Source organism: Stenotrophomonas sp. P5_A9 (assembly GCF_056400525.1).
On sequence record NZ_JBFULC010000032.1, the window covers coordinates 61,810 to 79,864 of the forward strand.

The following is an 18,055-nucleotide window of genomic DNA, read 5'->3' on the forward strand; positions in this document are numbered from 1 at the left end:
CCGCGATGACGTCGGTTGCCACTGACGCACCGCACACCGCGGCGACGATCGATATCGTCGCCGCGGTCGTTTTCGATGCCAGCGGCCGCGTGCTGGTCGTGCGCAAACACGGCTCGGACACCTTCATCCAGCCCGGCGGCAAGCCCGAGCCCGGGGAAGCACCGCTGGCCGCGCTGGCGCGTGAGCTGCAGGAGGAACTCGGGGTCATCCTGGACCCTGCCAGCGCGCGCGCACTGGGCCGGTTCGAGGCCTGGGCCGTACACGAAGCCGGGCACCGCGTGCGTGCCCGGGCCTTCTGGGTGACCGTGATCGGCACGCCCCGGCCACAGGCGGAAATCGCCGAACTGGCCTGGGTCCCGTTGCATCCGCCGCATGGGCGGCGCTTGGCAGCGTTGAGTGCAGACCATATCCTGCCGGCGGCCGCGCTCGCGGTGGCGACGACCTGACGGTCGCCGCCGGCCCACCAGGACACCGGATGTCAACGATTCCCCCGCAACTGCCGCACGCCAGGCCAACGCTCGCGCCGGGCGCGCCGCCAAGATTCCTCGCCCCCCWGGCCCAGTCGGTGCTGGTGGTCTGCGCCGCATCGGCGCTGTCCTGGCTCTTGCTGGTGCCCCTCGCCGCGTCGGCCTCCAGCGCCGAGTGGGTCCGCCAGATGGTCCAGGGCCATGACCTGTCGTGGCTGTCGCCCGCGCTGCACTGGCTGGGCGCACACGCCGTGGCGGTGAGCGTGGCCGGGCTGCTGACCTGCCTGGCCGGCGTGGCCGCCTGCTGGGGCATGTTGCGCCGCCAGGGCTGGGCGCTGTGGCTGTTCATCGTGTTGCTGGTCGCCACCGCCGCGTCGAACTTCGCCGCTACCTGGGTGATCGACGATGCCGTCCGCCACCTGCTGGCGTACCTGGCCCCGCACGCCGACGCCAGCGACATGCGCGAGTTGCGCCTGCAGCGGCTGTTCTTCACCGGTACCGCGCTGGGCACCTCGATCGCCTTTGCGGTGCTGCATGTATGGCTGGTGGTGCGCCTGCTGCGCGCCGATGTGCTGGCGTACTTTCGTCGCTGATCCCCTCTTCTCCGCTCCGCCCTCAAGGATGATGTTGTGACCCTTGCTGTATCCACGTTCCGCCGCGCCCTGGCTGCGCGTTGCCTGATGGTGTTCGTCCTGGCGCTGACCAGCCTGCCCGCCGCCGCCGAGTCGATGCAGTGCGGCACGTTCACGGCCGAAGACACCGGCACCACGCTGACGCTGCAAAGCCCGAACCAGGGGTTCCGGCAGATTCCGGAACAGCCGCCCGAACCGTATCTGGTCAGCCGCCTGGGCAACGAACTGAAGCTGGCCGACCTGGACAACGGCGGTGTCTGGTCGCTGACCGTGCAGGAGGGCGGGCGCCTCCTCAGCGATGGCGTCAGCGCGTACCGGCTGCAACGGGCGGCCCGCTGCCAGCCCGCCAGTGTGTTCCCGCCCCCCTCGTGCCGCGCGCAGATCGGCACCTGTCTGCATGACCTCCCGCTGGCCAACAGCGCCACGCTGCGCCAATGGTGCGAGGAGGGCGTGCCCGCAGCGTGCAAGGGCCTGCTCGCCAACTACCAGTCGGAGGCCCGCGACGCGCCCAACGCGGCAACCCCGGCCGAAGACGACCCCGAGCTGGCCGAACCGGCGGTGTGCAAGCCGGACTCGGGCAGCTACGACCAGGCGGCCTGCCTGGAAGCCGCGCGCGAGGTGATGGGCAAGGCGATGGCCAAGGCCCTGCTCGGCGGGCTGGCCGCCGGCGACCCGGCACCGCTGCCGGCCGCACAGCTGGATGAGATCACCGCCCTGTGCAGGGCGCAGACCGCCGGTACGTTCTGCGCCAAGGCGGCCGATGCGCTGTGGGCCGCCGGGCGGCTGCTACCGGCGCGCGATGCCTTGCAGCTGGCCTGCACGCGCGGCCAAGACCCGCGCGCCTGCCAGCGGGCGGCGCCGCTGGCCGGGCTGGATGCCAGGGCGCTCGCCCCGGTGGCGGCCACCGCCCTGCCCTGCGGCAGCTACCTGGCCGACCAGGGACTGATGGATCACCTGGCCTTCGGCGATGGCGGCATGATCGACAGCGGCTTCGGCGGCAAGCTGCGGGCCCGTCTGGTCGATGGCGACATCCGCGTGCGCCATGACCAGGGCGACGACTTCGTGTTCAAGACGCTCGCCAACGGCAACCTGATCGGCATGGACAGCTGGAACCGCTTTGGTTACTACCAGCGCGTCGGCGAGGCGCAGCAGTGCAGCGCACCGGTGGTGTATGTGGAAACCCCGCTGCCGCAGGATTGCCCGGGCATCGGCCGTCCCGGCGCTGCGCAGGCCTGCTGCGCGGCAGGCAAGCTGCAGGGCTGCAACGCCGCCGGCCACCAGTTGGCACTGTCCGATCGCTGGGCGGACGCCGCGCCGTTCTACCTGAAGCTCTGCGCGGCCGGCGTACGCGAAGGCTGCGAGAACCTGGCCAGCGTGTATGAGCACACCGGCGACGAACAGCTGCCATCACAGATCGAAGCGATCTGTGCCAAGGATGGCAAGGGCACGCATGTGGCCTGCGATGTGCACGCCACGCGGAACTGGGCGCTGCTGCAGGTCAGCGCCGGGCTGGAAGCGATTGCCGCGCGGATGGCCGCCGAGGCGGAGGCGGAGGACGACGACAGCCCACCCGATGCGCCGGCCAAGGCGAAGGAACGGCCGGCCAGCAACCGCAAGGGCGGCCGTTGAGTGCACGCAGGCCGTACGCCGGCCTGCGGTAAAGTACGCGCCATGAACGAATTCGAGCGCGTGCGCGCCTATCTGACCGACCTGCAGGACCGCATCTGTGCGGCGATCGAAGCCGCCGACGGCAGCGCCCGGTTCGCCGAAGACGTGTGGCAGCGCGCCGAGGGCGGTGGCGGCCGCACCCGCATCCTGCGCGATGGCGCGGTGTTCGAGCAGGCCGGGATCGGCTTCTCCGATGTGGCCGGCACGCGCCTGCCGCCGTCGGCGTCGGCCAACCGCCCGGAACTGGCGGGCGCGTCGTGGCGCGCCACCGGGGTGTCACTGGTGTTCCACCCGGCCAACCCGTACCTTCCCACCACCCACGCCAACGTGCGTTATTTCCGCGCCGAGCGCGACGGCGTGGAAGTGGCCTCGTGGTTTGGGGGCGGTTTCGACCTCACCCCGTTCTACCCGTTCGATGAAGACGTGCAGCACTGGCATGGGATGGCGCGCGATCTCTGCGCCCCGTTCGGGCCCGAACGCTACGCCGCGCACAAGCGCTGGTGCGACGAATACTTCTTCCTGCGCCACCGCAATGAAACGCGCGGCGTGGGCGGGCTGTTCTTCGATGACCTGCACGGCGATTTCGAGCGCGATTTCGCCTACCTGCGCGCGGTCGGCGATGGCTTCCTGCAGGCCTACCTGCCGCTTGTGGAACGCCGCAAGAACATGCCCTACGGCGAGCGTGAGCGCGAGTTCCAGCTGTACCGCCGCGGCCGCTACGTCGAATTCAACCTGGTCTACGACCGCGGCACGTTGTTCGGCCTGCAGAGTGGCGGGCGCAGCGAGAGCATCCTGATGAGCCTGCCCCCGCGCGTGCGCTGGGAATATGGTTTCCAACCCGAGGCCGGCAGCGATGAAGCGCGCCTGGCCGATTACCTGGTGCCGCGCGACTGGGTGTGAGCGATGCGCCCCTCGCCGGCTGCATCACCGCTTGAAAGCAGCCACCCATGGGGTGGCTCTACCGGATATGGATATCGCATGCGCCCGGTAGTGGCGCCGGCACCGGCTGGATATCGCACACGGCCGGTGGTGGCCCCGCCACGGTAGAGCCACGCCATGCGTGGCTGGGCACTCCCCGGACAGCCTCCACCCATCCGGTGGCGCTACCCCTTCTTCGGCACGATGGTGATGTGGCCGTTGATTTCCAGCACGGCCAGCGCGACGTCGTCGATGGACAGGCAGCCCTGCTGGCGTAGCGCCGCGTCGAGGTCGGCCGGGGTCACCAGCTCGCGCTTGAGCACTGAATCGAGCACCTTGCCATCGCGTGCGATCAGCACCGGCTCGCCTTCGACCAGATTTTCCACGCGTCGGCTGCGCGTGGACAGCCAACCCACGCCGTAATTGATCGAGATGAGCGTGGCGGCCAGCAACAGGCCACCGCCCAGCGAGGTGTCCTTGCCGAGCAGTGCGTTCTGCACTGCGTTGCCGAGCAGCACGATCAGCAGCACATCGAACGGGGTGATCTGGCCCAGCGCGCGCTTGCCCGACAACCGCACCATGCCCAGCACCACCACGTACACCACCACCGCGCGCAGGATGAATTCCCACCACGGCATGGCCAATGCAAACAGATCGCTCATTCCGGTCTCCCCAATCCAGGTCACAGCATGCGGCGCGCATGTGGTCGGCGGCAATACGGGGCGATAGGGGGGGATGGCCGGTGCCGCGCGGGCAGTTTCCAACGCCGCAAATAAAAAGCCCCGCCGACCAGGGGGAGGTCAGCGGGGCCGGGGAACGGGCGCTTGGGGAGTAGCCCCCGTTCCGAGATCTGCTCCAGGGGATGGGAGAGATCCACAACAGGCGTTGCGCCTGTCGAGGTCTATAAAAGCACCTCGAACATTGATAGTTCGTGAAGGGGCCCAATTAATGAAAGGGGTGTAGGGGAAACATTCATCCGAGAGTCAGTTAATCGGCCAGCAATGAACCGATTCAGCTGTTTTCCCGTGATTCCCGTCTCAGTGGGCCTCATCCCAGTTATCACCCACACCGGCGTCCACCACCAGCGGCACCCGCAACTTGGCCGAAGACGACATCAAGTCGATCACCTGGGAACGCAAGGTTTCCAGAAAACTACTTTCGCTTTCGAACACCAGTTCATCGTGCACCTGCATGATCATCCGCGCCTGGTCGCCCTGGCCCTGCAGCCAGTCGTCCACCTTCACCATCGCGCGCTTGATGATGTCCGCTGCGGTGCCCTGCATCGGGGCGTTGATCGCCGCGCGTTCAGCCCCGGCGCGCAGGCCCTGGTTGCGGGCGTGGATGTCGTTCAGGTACAGCCGGCGGCCCTCCAGGGTTTCCACGTAACCCTGGTCGCGGGCCTGCTGGCGCATGCGCTCCATGAAGTCGCGCACGCCGGGATAACGGCTGAAGTACAGCGCCACGTAATCCTGGGCCTGGCCGCGGTCGATGCCCAGGTTGCGGGCCAGCCCGAACGCACTCATGCCGTACATCAGGCCGAAGTTGATCGCCTTGGCGGCACGGCGTTCGTTGGGGGTGACCTCGTCCAGTGCCCGCCCGAAGACCTCGGCGGCGGTGGCGCGGTGCACGTCCACACCCTGTTCGAAGGCGCGTACCAGGCCCGGGTCCTCGGACAGGTGGGCCATGATCCGCAGCTCGATCTGCGAGTAATCGCAGGCCAGGATCTTGCGCCCCGGCGGGGCGACGAAGGCGCGGCGGATGCGGCGCCCGTCCTCGGTGCGGATCGGGATGTTCTGCAGGTTCGGGTCGGAGGAGGACAGCCGGCCGGTGGCGGCACCGGATTGGTGGTAGCTGGTGTGCACCCGGCCGGTGTCCGGATTGACCATCTCCGGCAGCTTGTCGGTATAGGTGCTGCGCAGCTTGGCCAGCCCGCGGTACTCCAGGATCACCCGCGGCAGCTCGTGCTGCTCGGCGATCGCCTCCAGCGCCTCTTCATTGGTGCTGGGCTGGCCCTTGGGGGTCTTCACCAGCGCCGGCAGCTTCAGTTCGTCGAACAGCACGGCCTGCAGCTGCTTGGGCGAATCCAGGTTGAAGGTGTGCCCGGCCAGTTCGGTGGCCTTCTGCTGGGCCGCCAGCATGCGCACGCCCAGATCCTGGCTCTGCCGACGCAGCTCGGCCATGTCGATGTGTACGCCGTTGGCCTCGATCCGGGCCAGCACCGGCACCAGCGGCATCTCGATGTCGCGGTACACCCGCTGCAGCGACGGCGCTTCCAGCAGCTGCGGCTGCAGTGCCCGGTGCAGGCGCAGGGTGATGTCGGCGTCTTCGGCGGCGTAGCGGCCGGCCTCGTCCAGGCCCACCTGCGAGAACGGGATCTGCTTGGCACCCTTGCCGGCCACGTCCTCGAACTTGATCGTGGTGTAGCCCAGGTAGCGCATCGCCAGCGAATCCATGTCGTGGCGGGTGGCGGTGGAGTTGAGCACGAAGCTCTCGAGCATGGTGTCGTCGTGGTAGCCCTGCAGGTTCACGCCATGGCGGCGCAGCACGTGCAGGTCGTACTTGCCGTGCTGGCCGAGCTTCTTCTTGTCCGGGTTTTCCAGCACCGGGCGCAGCGCGGCCAGCACCAGCTCGATCGGCAGCTGCACCGGCGCACCGGGATAGTTGTGGCCCACCGGGATGTACGCGGCATGGCCGGGCTCGACCGCAAGGCTGATGCCGACCAGGTTGGCGCGCATCGCATCGAGCGCGTCGGTTTCGGTATCGAAGGCGATCAGCTCGGCCGCCTCGATGCGCTGCACCCAGGCATCGAGCTGTGCGGTGGTCAGCACCGTTTCGTAGTCACCCGGGGCCGACAGCGCCGGGTCGAGCGGCGCTGCCGCGTCGGCCGGGGCGCTGCGGGCGTAGCCGGCCGCAGTGCCACGCAGGCTCACCGCAGCGTCGCTGGCGGCCACTGCGGCGGCGGCCGGGCCACCCAGCTCCTTGAGCGCCTGGGTGAAGCCGTAGCGCAGGTACAGCTCGCCCAGCGTGGGCACGTCCGGATCGCGCAGGGCCAACGTGCGCGGGCTGGCATCCAACGGCACGCTGGTGCGGATGGTGACCAGCTCGCGGTTGAGCGGCAGGCGCTCCAGCGCGGCGCGCAGGTTTTCGCCGATCTTGCCCTTCATCCCCGGCGCGGCCGCCATCACCCCGTCCAGGTGCTGGTACTCGGCCAGCCACTTGGCGGCGGTCTTGGGACCGCACTTCTCCACGCCCGGCACGTTGTCCACGGCGTCGCCCATCAGCGCCAGCAGGTCGACGATCTGGTCGGCGCGCACGCCGAACTTCTCCATTACCGCCGCGTCCGAATCCATGCGGCTGCCGGTCATGGTGTTGACCAGTTCGATGCCCGGACGCACCAGCTGCGCGAAGTCCTTGTCACCGGTGGAGATGGTCACGTGCAGGCCGTCCTGGTGGCCCTGCAGCGCCAGCGTGCCGATCACATCGTCGGCTTCCACGCCGGGGATGCGCAGGATGCTCAGGCCGAGCGCTTCGACGATGCGGCACATCGGCTCGATCTGCGGGCGCAGCTCGTCGGGCATCGGCGGACGGTTGGCCTTGTAGTCGGCGTACAGGTCATCGCGGAAGGTCTTGCCGGGCGCATCGACCACGAACGCCACGTATTCCGGGCGCTCCTTCAGCGTGGCGCGCAGCATGTTGACCACGCCGAACAGCGCGCCGGTAGGTTCACCGTGGGCGTTGGTCAGCGGGGGAAGCGCGTGGAACGCGCGATACAGGTAACTGGACCCGTCAATCAGGACTAATCGGCTCATGTGACGATTCTACCCGCCCGGTCGCACGCGGTCCCTGCGCGGGCATCACGACCCATGGGGCATAATCCAGACCTCCCCGTACAAGGATCCTCGGCCCATGAAGACTCTGATGCTGGCTGGCCTGCTGTTGCTGGCCGGGTGCGCCACCACCGGCCGCGCGGGTTCGCCCCCGGTCGATGTCAGCGGTGCCGATGTCTCCAAGCGCACCCTGGACAACGGTGACACCGTCGAGGAATACCGCGTCGGCGGCCAGTTGCGCATGGTCAAGGTGAGCCCGTCGCGTGGCGCGGCGTACTACATGTACGACCGCAACGGCGATGGCCGCATGGACAGCGACAAGGACGGCGTCTCGCCGGTGTACTGGAAGCTCTACAGCTGGTGATGGCATACGCCGCGCTGCGGCCGCGCCCGGTGCTGGTACACCGCTTGCAGGCGCAGAAGTCTCTCCCGCCGTTTCGTTTTCCCGCATGAATACGCCCGAACGCCGCCAGTCGCCCGATCCAGTCCAGTTGCGCGCCGGCCTCACCGCCGAGCAACGCAAGGCCGTGGAAACGCTGGAGCATTTCGGCTGGCAGCTGCGGTTCGTGCGCCGCCCGCTGTTCCGCGACCCGATCCCGGTGCTGTTCGACCGCGCGGGCGAGCGCTACGTGGTGCTGCAGCCGGACGGCAGCCTGGACGAATCGCAGACGTTGCAGCTGCGCGATTGATCCAGACGCACCGCACCCGAGCCAGGTAGTGCCGGCCGCTGGCCGGCTCCTCGGTAAAACGTGACSTCGCCAGATACTGCCGGCCGCTGGCCGGCTCCTCGGKAAATCTGACGTCACCGGAAGCCGGCCAACGGCCGGCACTACCCGGTCGGTCCCTCAGCGGATTACCAGCACCGGCACGGTGCTGCGCGCGAGCACTTCGGCGGTCTGGCTGCCGAGCAGCACGCGGGTGACGCCGCGGCGGCCGTGCGAGGTCATCACGATCAGGTCGCTGCTGCGTTCGGTGGCGGTGTCGATGATGCCATCGGCGGCGTAGCGGTCCAGCACGTGAACGACGTTGACGCGCAGGCCCTGTGCTTCGGCGGTGGCCTTGGCCGGGTCCAGCACCTTCTGCGCGGCCTCATCGCGGTCGGCCTTGTACTCGGGGCTGTTCATGTACCCCACGCTCCAGCCCATCGCGTCGTACATGCCCACCGCCCACGGCTCGGAAACGGTCACGATATCGACCTCGGCATTGAGGTCGCGGGCCAGCTCCAGGCCTTTGAGCAGCCCCTTTTCGGCCAGCTCCGACCCGTCGGTGGCAATCAGGATTCGCTTGTACATGGCAGGGCTCCGTCCACGGTGACAATGGGGTGGACACCATTGCACACCCGGTGTGGAGGCTGCGCCTTGCGCCAGATCAATCGCGCCGGGGCACGACCCGCGCCGGATTGCCGACTACGGTGGCACCGGCCGGCACGTCGCGGGTGACCACGCTGCCGGCACCGACCACCGCATCGTCGCCGATGCTCACCCCGGGCAGCACGATCGCGCCACCGCCGATCCAGACGTTGCGGCCGATCCGCACCGGCCTGGCCAACTCCAGCCCGTCGGCACGTGCGTGCGGATCGCGTGGGTGGTCGGCGGCATAGATCTGCACCGCCGGCCCGATCTGGGTGCCGGCGCCGATACTGACCTCGGCCACGTCCAGGATCACGCAGTTGTAGTTGAGGAACACGCCCTCGCCGAGCTGGATGTGGCTGCCGTAGTCGCAATGGAAGGGCGGGCGAATCACCGCGCCCTCGCCCACCGCACCCAACCGCTCCCGCAGCAGCGTGCGGCGCACCGCCGGCGATTCGGCCAGGGCGGCGTTGTAGCGGACCATCCAGTGTTTGGCGGCGGCCATCTCGGCCTGCAGTTCAGGGTCGCCCGGCCGGTAGGGTTGGCCGGACAGCATCTTTTCCTTTTCGCTCAGCGCCATGGTCGATTCCTGGTGTGGCTGCTGATGATGCCGCGCCGGCCCTGTTCCGGGTAGACGCGGCGGTGCGGCTGTCAGCGCGGGCTCATGCGCCGGCCGGGCAGGCGCGTGGCGGCAATCGCCGTCAGCCCCAGCACGCCGGCAGTGGTCCAGAAGGGCCACKATGCCAGCAACGCACACAGGCCGCTGGGGCGCGCTTCGCACCGCAGTCGCACCAGGTCCAGGCCGCCCCCCGTCTGCAGGCAGGTGTAGGCGTGTTCGAACAGGGCCAGCACCGGCGCCGCCCAGCCCGCCGACAGCGTCAGCGCGACCAGAACAGCCAGCAGGTACGGAATTCCCTTGTTCATTTGCGCGCTCCCAGCGGACAGCGCCAGACTCTGGGCGCGGTGCGTGTGCGCCACAAGCGGCAGGCGACGAATCCGGTGAAATCCGGGATGAGTGCCGGACCCGGGCGGATGAGTCGCGGTCGATGAAGGCCGCACGGACCCGCCGTGCGCGCGCCCTGGCACTTCCCGCCGCGCAGCGGCAGGCGCTGGCGCTGGGTGCACTGAAAAGCTGGAGCAGCCACATCTTCCTGGCCAGCCTGTTCTGGCGCCTGTGGCTGCTGCCGTGCGGCGGGCGGGTGTGGCGCACGCGCGCCATCCCGCGCGTGCCCGGCGCGCTGCTGATGGTCGGCGGCGCGGGCGCTGTGCTCAGCGTGTTCGGCGAGCTGCTGATCCGCGGCTATGCAACCACGCTGCTGTCCGACTACGCCACCCTGCCGGCCTCGCTGGGCGAGATCGGCAGCGGTCTGTGGCTAGTGCTGTTCGGCCTGGACTGGGAGCAGGTGCGTGGGGCGGCGCGAGCGGTCGATACGGAGTGAGGGTTGGGGTGCTTCGAACGGCAGCCGACCAACGGTCGGCTCTACGTGGATCCGGCACACCGTAGAGCCGACCGTTGGTCGGCTACCCGCAAACCCGGCATGGCTTGACGGGGATCAGGCGATCTTCACCACGCGCGCGCCCTGGCACAGCGGATAGGTCGCGACCAGTTCGGCGATGCGCTCGCGCAGCGTCTCGAACGACACGCCGTAGAGGTACAGCGCGGTTTCGGTCGGTCCCTGCCACCAGCTGCAGATCTCGCCCACGCCTTCGATGCGCTCGACGATCTGCTCGAACACATAGTTCGAATCGCACTGCGCGTACACCTCGTCCGGCAGGTCGGTGCCGTTCAAGTACAGGGCCAGGCCTTCGGTGACGCCGAACGCCTGATCCGGCTCACCGGCACGTTGGATCAGCGAGCCCTTCGGCGCGCCCAGCTGTTCCAGCAGTTCGATCACCGCCGGCAGCGAAGCCGGATCGTTGAGCGCGATCTCGATATCCCCGTACTCCACTTCACCCTCATCGGACAATGCCGTGCCGCCGCCGGTGAGCTGGCCCAGGCCTGCATTTTCCAGCAGCGCGTCGAGCGGATCCTCGAACAGCTCGTGGCGATGCTCGGGCTGGAGCTTTGCGTTCAACTTGACGGTGATGTGCATCGGCGAATCGGTCATGAGGCGGCCTGGGCTGGAGGAAAGGCCAACCATTGTAGAGCCGAGCCATGCCCGGCTACGTAACAGGCAGCGCCGGTTGGACGGGGCGATGGCACCGCGCAGAGCAGAGCAGAGCAGCCGAGCATGGCTCGGCTCTACCGCAGCAGCGGCGGTACCTTGCGTTCCAGCAACGCCACCAACGCCGGCTGCATGAAATCGTAGTCGTCGGGAATATCCAGGCAGACGATGCGCTTGCCGCCCAACCATGGCCGGAAACGGCTGGACAGGCGGCTGCGGTGGGCACGCTCCATGACGATGATCAGGTCGGCCCATTGCAGCAGCTCCGGGCTGACCGGCACGTCGGCATCGGGCTTGAGCCCGGCCGATGCGGTCTCCACACCCGGCCAATCGGCGAACACCTGCTCGGCCGTCGGGCTGCGCAGGCGGTTCTGGCTGCAGATGAAGAGGACGTGGCGCGTCATCCGTGGCGCGCCACCCTCAAATCACGGTCAGGTTGGCGTACGCCATCACCAGCCACTTGCTGCCGGCATCGGCGAACTCGACCTGCACGCGGGCATGCTGCCCATTGCCTTCGTAGTCGGTGACCATGCCTTCGCCGAACTTGGGATGGTTGACCATCGCACCCAGCTTGAGCGGCGGCGCTTCCAGCGCGGCGTGCCCCATCACCCGGTTGGCGCCGAGCGAGGCGGTGCGTGAGACCTGCACCTTGGGCCGCACTTCATTGAGCAGTTCACGCGGGATCTCGCGCAGGAAGCGCGAGGGCACGTTGTAGTTTTCCTGGCCGTGGATGCGGCGCGACTCGGCGTAGCTGAGCACCAGCTTCTGGCGCGCGCGGGTGATGCCCACGTAGGCCAGGCGACGCTCTTCTTCCAGCCGGCCACTCTCTTCCAGCGAGCGTGCGCTCGGGAACAGGCCATCTTCCATGCCGGCCAGGAACACGATCGGGAACTCCAGGCCCTTGGCCGAATGCAGCGTCATCAGCTGCACGCCCTCCTCGCCGGCCTGGGCCTGGCCTTCGCCGGCCTCCAGCGAAGCGTAGGACAGGAACGCGACCAGTTCGCTCATGGTCTCGCCGGTTTCTTCGATGTCGTCTTCGCGGCGCACGAAGCGCGAGGCCACCGAGACCAGTTCGTCCAGGTTGTCCGCGCGCGATTCCGAATCCAGCGCGTTGCGGCTTTCCTTGGACCAATGTTCGCGCAGGCCCGAGCGCACCAGCACGTGGTCGATGCGCTCGGCCAGGGTCATCTCGCCGGCTTCGCCGTGCAGCTGGTTGACCAGGGTCAGGAACCCGGCCAGCGCATTGCGTGCGCGTGCGGCCAGTTCGTTGCCCTGGGTAGTGAGCATGGTGGCCTCCCACAGCGAGATCGCGTGGGTGCGCGCCAACCGGCGCACTTCATCCAGGGTGCGGTCGCCGATGCCACGGGTGGGCGTGTTGACCGCACGCTCGAAGGCGGCGTCATCGTTGCGGTTGGTCATCAGGCGCAGGTAGGCCAGCGCGTCCTTGATTTCGGCACGCTCGAAGAAGCGCATGCCGCCGTATACGCGGTACGGGACCTGTTCGGAGATCAGCGCTTCTTCGAAGGCACGCGACTGCGCGTTGCTGCGGTAGAGCACTGCGGCATCGCCGTAGCTGCCGCCGTCGCGCACCCACTGGCGCGCGCGTTCGACCACGTAACGCGCCTCGTCCATTTCGTTGTAGGCCGCGTACAGGTCGATCGGATCGCCGTCGCCGCTGTCGGTCCACAGTTCCTTGCCGATACGGTCCGGGTTGTGCGCGATCACCGCGTTGGCCGCGCCCAGGATGTTGGCGCTGGAGCGGTAATTCTGCTCCAGCCGCACGGTCTGCGCGCCGGGGAAATCCTTCAGGAAGCGCTGGACGTTCTCGACCTTGGCGCCGCGCCAGCCGTAGATGGCCTGGTCATCGTCGCCGACCACGAACACGTGGCCGCTGTCACCGGCCAGTACGCGCACGAAGGCGTACTGGATGGCGTTGGTGTCCTGGAACTCGTCCACCAGGATCTCGCGGAAACGCGAGCGATAGTGCGCCAGCAGCGCCGGGTTGTCGCGCAGCAGTTCATGCGCGCGCAGCAGCAGCTCGGCGAAGTCGACCAGGCCGGCGCGGTCGCAGCGCTCCTGGTAGGCGATGTAGGCCTGGCGCATGGTTTCCAGCCACGCATCGTGCGGCTCGGGCTGGATGTGCTGCGGGCGACGACCTTCGTCCTTCTGCTCGTTGATCCACCAGGCGATCTGCTTGGGCGGATGCTTGCTGTCGTCGATCTCCAGCTGCTGCACCACGCGTTTGACCAGGCGCAGCTGGTCGTCCGAGTCGAGCACCTGGAAGCTGTCGGGCAGCTTGGCGTCCTGGTAATGCAGGCGCAGCAGGCGGTGGGCCAGCCCGTGGAAGGTGCCGATCCACGCGCCGCGGCTGCCTTGGGGCAGCTGCAGGTCGATGCGGTGGCGCATCTCGCCGGCGGCCTTGTTGGTGAAGGTCACCGCGAAAATGCCATGGGTGGGCACGCCGCAGACTTCATTCAGCCAGGCGATGCGGTGGATAAGCACGCGGGTCTTGCCGGAACCGGCACCGGCAAGCACCAGATGGTGGCCGGGCGGGGCGGACACAGCTTCGCGCTGGGCGGGGTTGAGCCCGTCGAGCAAGTGGGAGACATCCATCGGGCTATTTTACGCCCTCCGCGCCCTCCCTGCGTCAGGGCTTGCGGCCGGCAGCCTCGTCCTTCAGGCGCGCGTCCAGCTGGGCGCGTCCGTTCTGCGCGTAACGCCGGCAGGCCCCCGCGTCCACCAATGGCGGCGTGCCATCGCCCGCCAGGCGGGCGAACAGATCGCTGCCCAGCGGATGCGGCGTCACGTGGATGTCGCAGGGCAGCGCGGCAAGGGTGTCCAGGCCGCGGCCGAATGCGGCCACCATCTTTGGATGATCCAGGTAGCGGTACTGCGCATCGGAGATGGCACTGACGCTGTCGGTGTAGGCGATGTCCAGGCAGCGTGCGCCCTCGCAGGAACGCCATGTCCAGCTGGTGCCGCCGGGGGTGTGGCCCGGCGTGGCATGCGCGGTCAGCGCCAACGGACCAACACGGACCACCTCGCCGTGGCCGATCACCGCGACGTCGGCCACGGGCGGGAAGGTCCCGCCCGGTTCGAGGTACTGCGGGTCGCTGCGGTCGCTCCTGCCCTTGCGCAGCGTGGCAACCGCCGGTGCACGCGCCAGCAGCGGGGCACCGGTGGCCGCCTGCAGGTGGGCCAGGCCGGCGGCATGGTCGGAGTGTTCATGCGAATTCACCAGGTACTTCACCGCGTGCGGATCGAAGCCCAGTGCACGGATGTTGGCCTCGATCAGGGGACCGGCCGCCACGGTGCCCCCGTCGATCAACACATGCCCCTGGTCGGACGTCACCAGCACCGCCGACAGCCCGCAGGTGCCCACATACCACGTGTTGCCGAAGATGCGCCGTGGCGGGGCGCGATCGTTCCAGCCGTCCATGACGCTGGCACCGGCCGGGCAGGCCGGAATGTCATCGACTGCCCTGGCCACGGGCGGCGCGGCGCTGGCCGGCGCGCCGGTTACGGCGGCATCGGCACTGTCTGCTGGCCGGCAGGCAGACAGCAGCATGCCTGCACCCAGTACGACCAGTAGACGGCGCGTCACCGCCTGGGCACGGAGACCGCGTGGGGCGTTCAGGTCGAAGGTGGACGTCATGCGTATTCCCGGTCTGAAAGGCAGCAGCCTAGATCGGTATGCGCACCGTCACCAATGCGAAGATCGAGACAGAGGCATGAGCCCTTTCAATACCTCGCGTCAGCCGATACCGCGAGGTGTCGCAGCTGGCCCACCTACGCAGGGCATCGGCCCAGCGCGCGCACGGCGGCCTGCTGCGCCTGCACCCGCAGTTCCGGAATGGCCAGGCTTTCCCACAGCGTACCGATGCGCAGGCTGCCCACCACCTGCACGTCGGGATGCGGCTGGCCGTTGGCCGCGAGCAGTTCAGCATGCGCCACCGAGGTATCCAGCCCAAGCCCGTGCAGACCCGGGCGCGCGTGGCCATTGGCCAGCAGTTGCTGGACCAGTGGATTGCGCATCGCGATGGCGCGGGTTTCCACGCCGGTAGCGTTGATCAACGCACTCACCTGCAGGGGCGCCAGGCCGCCATCGGCGCCATGCGCGTGCACCTGCAGGGTGCCGTCCAGCACCAGTACCGTGTCCAGTCGCGCGCGATGCCGCTGCAGCTGTCCGGACCGTTCCAGCGCGTCCACCTGCGCCTCTACCTGCTCGGCGATGCGGTGGCGATGCACGTCCCAGTAGCGCACCACATGGCGCAGGAAACGGCGCTGGTCGGCCGCCTCCAGGCTCAACCACAGGGCCTGTCCAAGCGCACGGATCCGGTCCATCACGCTCTGCCACGGCAGGCCCTGCGCGACCGCATCGCGTGCGTGACCGCGCAGCGCGCGCAGCTTCTGTCGCAATGGCATGGCCAGCAACGGCTGCGGATCGAACGTGGCCGCGCCGCCGTGCGCGTGCGCCAACGGCAGCAGCGCGTGACGGGACAGCACGTGGATGCGGCCACAATGCCCGGCGTTGGCCAACGCCACCACGCTGTCGGCCATGCTCAGGCCCGAGCCGATGATGGCCAGGTCGCCATCGCCGGCCAGCAGGCGCACGCCGTCGTAATCCCAGGCATCCACGACCTTGCCCGGCGGCAGCGCCTCGGCGCCGGGCACCGGCAACGGGCGCATGCTGTTGCCGCAGGCCAGCACCACCTGGCGTGCCTGCCACTGCTCGCCATTGGCCAGCGAAAGATGCCGGGGGGTCGACGCCGGCTGCAGACCGATCACCGCCTCGTGCACCACGCTCAGGCGTGCCGGGCTGGCCGCCTGTGCCTGTTCCAGCCGGGCCTGCAGGTACGTCGCGTAGAAGCGTCGCGGCACATACTCGGCCGCAAGCGCCTCACGCGACACCGCGGGGAACGCATCGACCTGCTGCAGGTAATCGAGGAAATCCTCGGACGCCTCGGGCAGCCCACTCATCTTGCCGGCCGGCACGTTGAGCAGATGCTCCGGCCACGGCGTGGCATAGGCGATGCCCTGGGCCAGCACCGAGGCCGGTTCGAACAAGGCGATGTGCACCGCGCGGGTCGCGCTGCGCAGGGCATGCAGCGCGACCAGCACGCCGGCCGCACCGCCGCCGACGATGGCCAGGTCGCACTGGCGGTGGGAATCGGATGCGCTCATGCGGGTATTGTAGGCGATGCCTGCGCGCACGCTGGCGACACGCTCACATCAACGCATCGGCCAGGCGCGCGATGCCTTCGCGACTGCGCCGCCACGCCGGACGCTGGCGCCAGGTGTCCAGCTCGAGGTGGCGCGCTTGCAGCAGGTAGTCGCTTTCGATCTGCAGCAGCTGGGCGACGATGCCGGTGTCGTAACAGAGCATGCCGATCTCGGCGTTGAGCGCGAACGAACGGATGTCCAGGTTGATCGAGCCGACCAGCGCGATGTCCTCGTCCACGGTGAGGTGCTTGGCATGCAGGAAACAGGGCTCGTACAGCGCGATGCGCACGCCACAGCGCAGCAACTCATCGTAATAGGCCTCCTGCGCCCACGCGGTGAGCCGCTGGTTGCTGCTGGCCGACAGGATCAGCTGCACCTGCACGCCGGACAGCGCGGCGATGCGCAACGCGCTGAGCGTGGCTTCATCGGGCACGAAGTACGGGGTGACCAGCACGATCCGCCGCCGCGCCAGATGGATCAGCGCGTTGACCGCATCGCGCGCATTGCTGAAGGGATAGGCCGGGCCGCTGGGCAACAGCTGGGTGGCGACGTCAGCCGAGCACACCGGCACGGCGGTCATCACGTCCAGGCGCTGGCCGGTTTCCATGTACCAGTCGCTGGCGAACACCGCCTCCAGGTGCGCCACACCGGGGCCGCGCACGCGCGCGACCAGTTCCTTGTTGGGAAAGCCCGGGACGAACTCCGGCTGGGCCAGGTTCTGCGAGCCGATGTAGCCGACGCGGTTGTCGATCACCGCGATCTTGCGGTGGTTGCGCAGGTCCATGCGTCCGCTGCGGCGCCAGCGCAGGCCACCGGGCAGCATCGCGCGCACGTCCACGCCCAGTGCCTGCAGGCGGCGTCGATAATGGCGCAGGCCGCGCTTGGCGCCCACCGCGTCCAGCAGCAGGCGGCAGTGCACGCCACGCGCGGCGGCACGCTGCAATGCCTGCACGATCGCCTCGCCCACCGCATCGTCGAACATCAGGTAGTACAGCAGGTGGACGCGCTCGCGGGCCTGGTCGATATCCTCGATCAACGCCTGCAGTGAGGCCTGGTAGTCGCTGTGCAGGTCCACGGCGTTGCCGTGGATGGGCATGAAGTCGCCCTGCCGCTCGATCAGCGGCACGATCTCGGCGGTGGCGGTGTTGGGCACCGGGGTCCAGCGCAGCGGGGGCTGCAGCGCCTGCTCTTCGCGGATCACCTGCGAGGCTTCGGCCTGGCGCTGCACGCGCTGGCGCGACAACCACGGGTGGCCGAACAGCAGGTACAGCGGCAAGCCGAGCAGTGGCACGAAGCCGACCAGCAGCAACCAGCTGCGTGCCGCACCGGGCGTGGTGCGGGTGGGTATCCAGAACAGCGCGGCCAGCCGGATCACCCAATCCAGCATCAACAACCAGGAGCCCAGCATCCACTCGAACAGCATCGCGTCGCCCGTCGGGAGGTATCGATCCATTCTGACATGCCCGGTGTATGCACCCGGTAGTGCCGGCCGCTGGCCGGCTGCCCGTCAATTCGGTCGGAGCCCCATCGCGCCTGCCATGAAAAAAGTTCTTCTTCCAATGGAAGGGAGCATCTGGTTCCAAAGGACGTCGCAGATGGCACGCGGCGATATGCGCGTGGCCGGGATTGCAGGTGCGTTTGGATCGGCTGGCGTCTCCGTTTGGGTCTGCCGCGCGCGTGAGGGCCCCTTCGCGGCCGGTAGGCCCCTGGTGCAAATGTCCCCCGGCCTGGCGGCCTCCTCCTTTATTTTGCCCAGGAGCCTACCGACCGCGAAGGGGCTCGGCTTGCGGTACGCAGGGGGAAGCC

General features: G+C 68.6%; 18 protein-coding genes. 7 read left to right on the forward strand and 11 right to left on the reverse strand.

Annotated elements, in window-relative coordinates; genetic code table 11:
- Window positions 1–5 precede the first annotated feature (5 nt).
- From AC1DR7_RS11910 to hemF, 4 genes are read left to right on the forward strand one after another with little or no spacing between them, the layout of a single operon-like run.
- A complete protein-coding gene (locus tag AC1DR7_RS11910) occupies window positions 6–446 on the forward strand; it encodes an NUDIX hydrolase (protein WP_457318470.1) in 441 nt (146 codons plus the stop codon).
- Between the two features lie 29 nt (window positions 447–475).
- Complete coding sequence (locus AC1DR7_RS11915) at window positions 476–1,060, forward strand: hypothetical protein (protein WP_478076498.1); 585 nt, start codon at window positions 476–478, stop codon at window positions 1,058–1,060.
- 36 nt (window positions 1,061–1,096) lie between these two features.
- Window positions 1,097–2,728, forward strand: a complete 1,632-nt coding sequence (locus AC1DR7_RS11920) for a hypothetical protein (RefSeq protein WP_457318471.1) — start codon at window positions 1,097–1,099, stop codon at window positions 2,726–2,728.
- Between the two features lie 42 nt (window positions 2,729–2,770).
- Window positions 2,771–3,667: an oxygen-dependent coproporphyrinogen oxidase gene (hemF, locus tag AC1DR7_RS11925; RefSeq protein WP_256777367.1), complete on the forward strand. Its 897-nt coding sequence runs from the start codon at window positions 2,771–2,773 to the stop codon at window positions 3,665–3,667.
- 203 nt (window positions 3,668–3,870) lie between these two features.
- On the opposite strand, the gene AC1DR7_RS11930 is transcribed toward hemF, so the two are convergent.
- Window positions 3,871–4,347, reverse strand: coding sequence for a DUF421 domain-containing protein (locus AC1DR7_RS11930; RefSeq protein ID WP_256777368.1), 477 nt, complete (start codon window positions 4,345–4,347; stop codon window positions 3,871–3,873).
- 375 nt (window positions 4,348–4,722) lie between these two features.
- The gene (gene polA, locus AC1DR7_RS11935; protein WP_457318473.1) at window positions 4,723–7,494 is read right to left on the reverse strand and encodes a DNA polymerase I; all 2,772 of its coding nucleotides are present in this window, start codon (window positions 7,492–7,494) and stop codon (window positions 4,723–4,725) included.
- 97 nt (window positions 7,495–7,591) lie between these two features.
- Here polA and AC1DR7_RS11940 point away from each other — a divergent pair, with 97 nt between their 5' ends.
- Together AC1DR7_RS11940 and AC1DR7_RS11945 are read left to right on the forward strand one after the other, a co-directional pair.
- Window positions 7,592–7,876, forward strand: a complete 285-nt coding sequence (locus tag AC1DR7_RS11940; protein ID WP_457318474.1) for a DUF2782 domain-containing protein — start codon at window positions 7,592–7,594, stop codon at window positions 7,874–7,876.
- Between the two features lie 85 nt (window positions 7,877–7,961).
- A complete protein-coding gene (locus tag AC1DR7_RS11945; protein ID WP_256777548.1) occupies window positions 7,962–8,201 on the forward strand; it encodes a hypothetical protein in 240 nt (79 codons plus the stop codon).
- Window positions 8,202–8,357: 156 nt separating this feature from the next.
- Here the strand turns inward: AC1DR7_RS11945 and AC1DR7_RS11950 are convergent, their stop codons facing one another.
- The 3 genes from AC1DR7_RS11950 to AC1DR7_RS11960 form a co-directional block, all read right to left on the reverse strand.
- Window positions 8,358–8,804 carry a universal stress protein gene (locus tag AC1DR7_RS11950; RefSeq protein ID WP_256777546.1) on the reverse strand — a complete coding sequence of 149 codons (447 nt, stop codon included), beginning with the start codon at window positions 8,802–8,804 and terminating at the stop codon, window positions 8,358–8,360.
- Window positions 8,805–8,880: 76 nt separating this feature from the next.
- Complete coding sequence (locus AC1DR7_RS11955) at window positions 8,881–9,441, reverse strand: sugar O-acetyltransferase (protein ID WP_256777545.1); 561 nt, start codon at window positions 9,439–9,441, stop codon at window positions 8,881–8,883.
- A gap of 71 nt (window positions 9,442–9,512) precedes the next feature.
- Window positions 9,513–9,785: a hypothetical protein gene (locus AC1DR7_RS11960; RefSeq protein ID WP_478076499.1), complete on the reverse strand. Its 273-nt coding sequence runs from the start codon at window positions 9,783–9,785 to the stop codon at window positions 9,513–9,515.
- Between the two features lie 122 nt (window positions 9,786–9,907).
- Between AC1DR7_RS11960 and AC1DR7_RS11965 the strand changes: the two genes are divergently transcribed.
- Window positions 9,908–10,300 (forward strand): DUF4386 family protein, encoded by a 393-nt coding sequence (locus tag AC1DR7_RS11965; protein ID WP_457318191.1) that lies wholly within the window; start codon window positions 9,908–9,910, stop codon window positions 10,298–10,300.
- A 114-nt stretch (window positions 10,301–10,414) separates the two neighbouring features.
- Here AC1DR7_RS11965 and AC1DR7_RS11970 read toward each other — a convergent pair whose 3' ends face one another.
- From AC1DR7_RS11970 to cls, 6 genes are all read right to left on the reverse strand, one after another.
- Window positions 10,415–10,969 carry a hypothetical protein gene (locus tag AC1DR7_RS11970; RefSeq protein ID WP_256777542.1) on the reverse strand — a complete coding sequence of 185 codons (555 nt, stop codon included), beginning with the start codon at window positions 10,967–10,969 and terminating at the stop codon, window positions 10,415–10,417.
- A gap of 134 nt (window positions 10,970–11,103) precedes the next feature.
- On the reverse strand, window positions 11,104–11,430 hold the full coding sequence (locus AC1DR7_RS11975) for a low molecular weight protein tyrosine phosphatase family protein (protein ID WP_256777541.1): 327 nt from the start codon (window positions 11,428–11,430) through the stop codon (window positions 11,104–11,106).
- Between the two features lie 16 nt (window positions 11,431–11,446).
- Window positions 11,447–13,639 (reverse strand): DNA helicase II, encoded by a 2,193-nt coding sequence (gene uvrD / locus AC1DR7_RS11980; protein WP_256777540.1) that lies wholly within the window; start codon window positions 13,637–13,639, stop codon window positions 11,447–11,449.
- A 34-nt stretch (window positions 13,640–13,673) separates the two neighbouring features.
- A complete protein-coding gene (gene bla, locus AC1DR7_RS11985) occupies window positions 13,674–14,681 on the reverse strand; it encodes a subclass B3 metallo-beta-lactamase (protein ID WP_457318189.1) in 1,008 nt (335 codons plus the stop codon).
- 134 nt (window positions 14,682–14,815) lie between these two features.
- Window positions 14,816–16,228, reverse strand: a complete 1,413-nt coding sequence (locus AC1DR7_RS11990) for an FAD/NAD(P)-binding protein (protein ID WP_478051848.1) — start codon at window positions 16,226–16,228, stop codon at window positions 14,816–14,818.
- 25 nt (window positions 16,229–16,253) lie between these two features.
- Window positions 16,254–17,672, reverse strand: coding sequence for a cardiolipin synthase (gene cls / locus AC1DR7_RS11995; RefSeq protein ID WP_457318194.1), 1,419 nt, complete (start codon window positions 17,670–17,672; stop codon window positions 16,254–16,256).
- Between the last annotated feature and the right edge of the window lie 383 nt (window positions 17,673–18,055).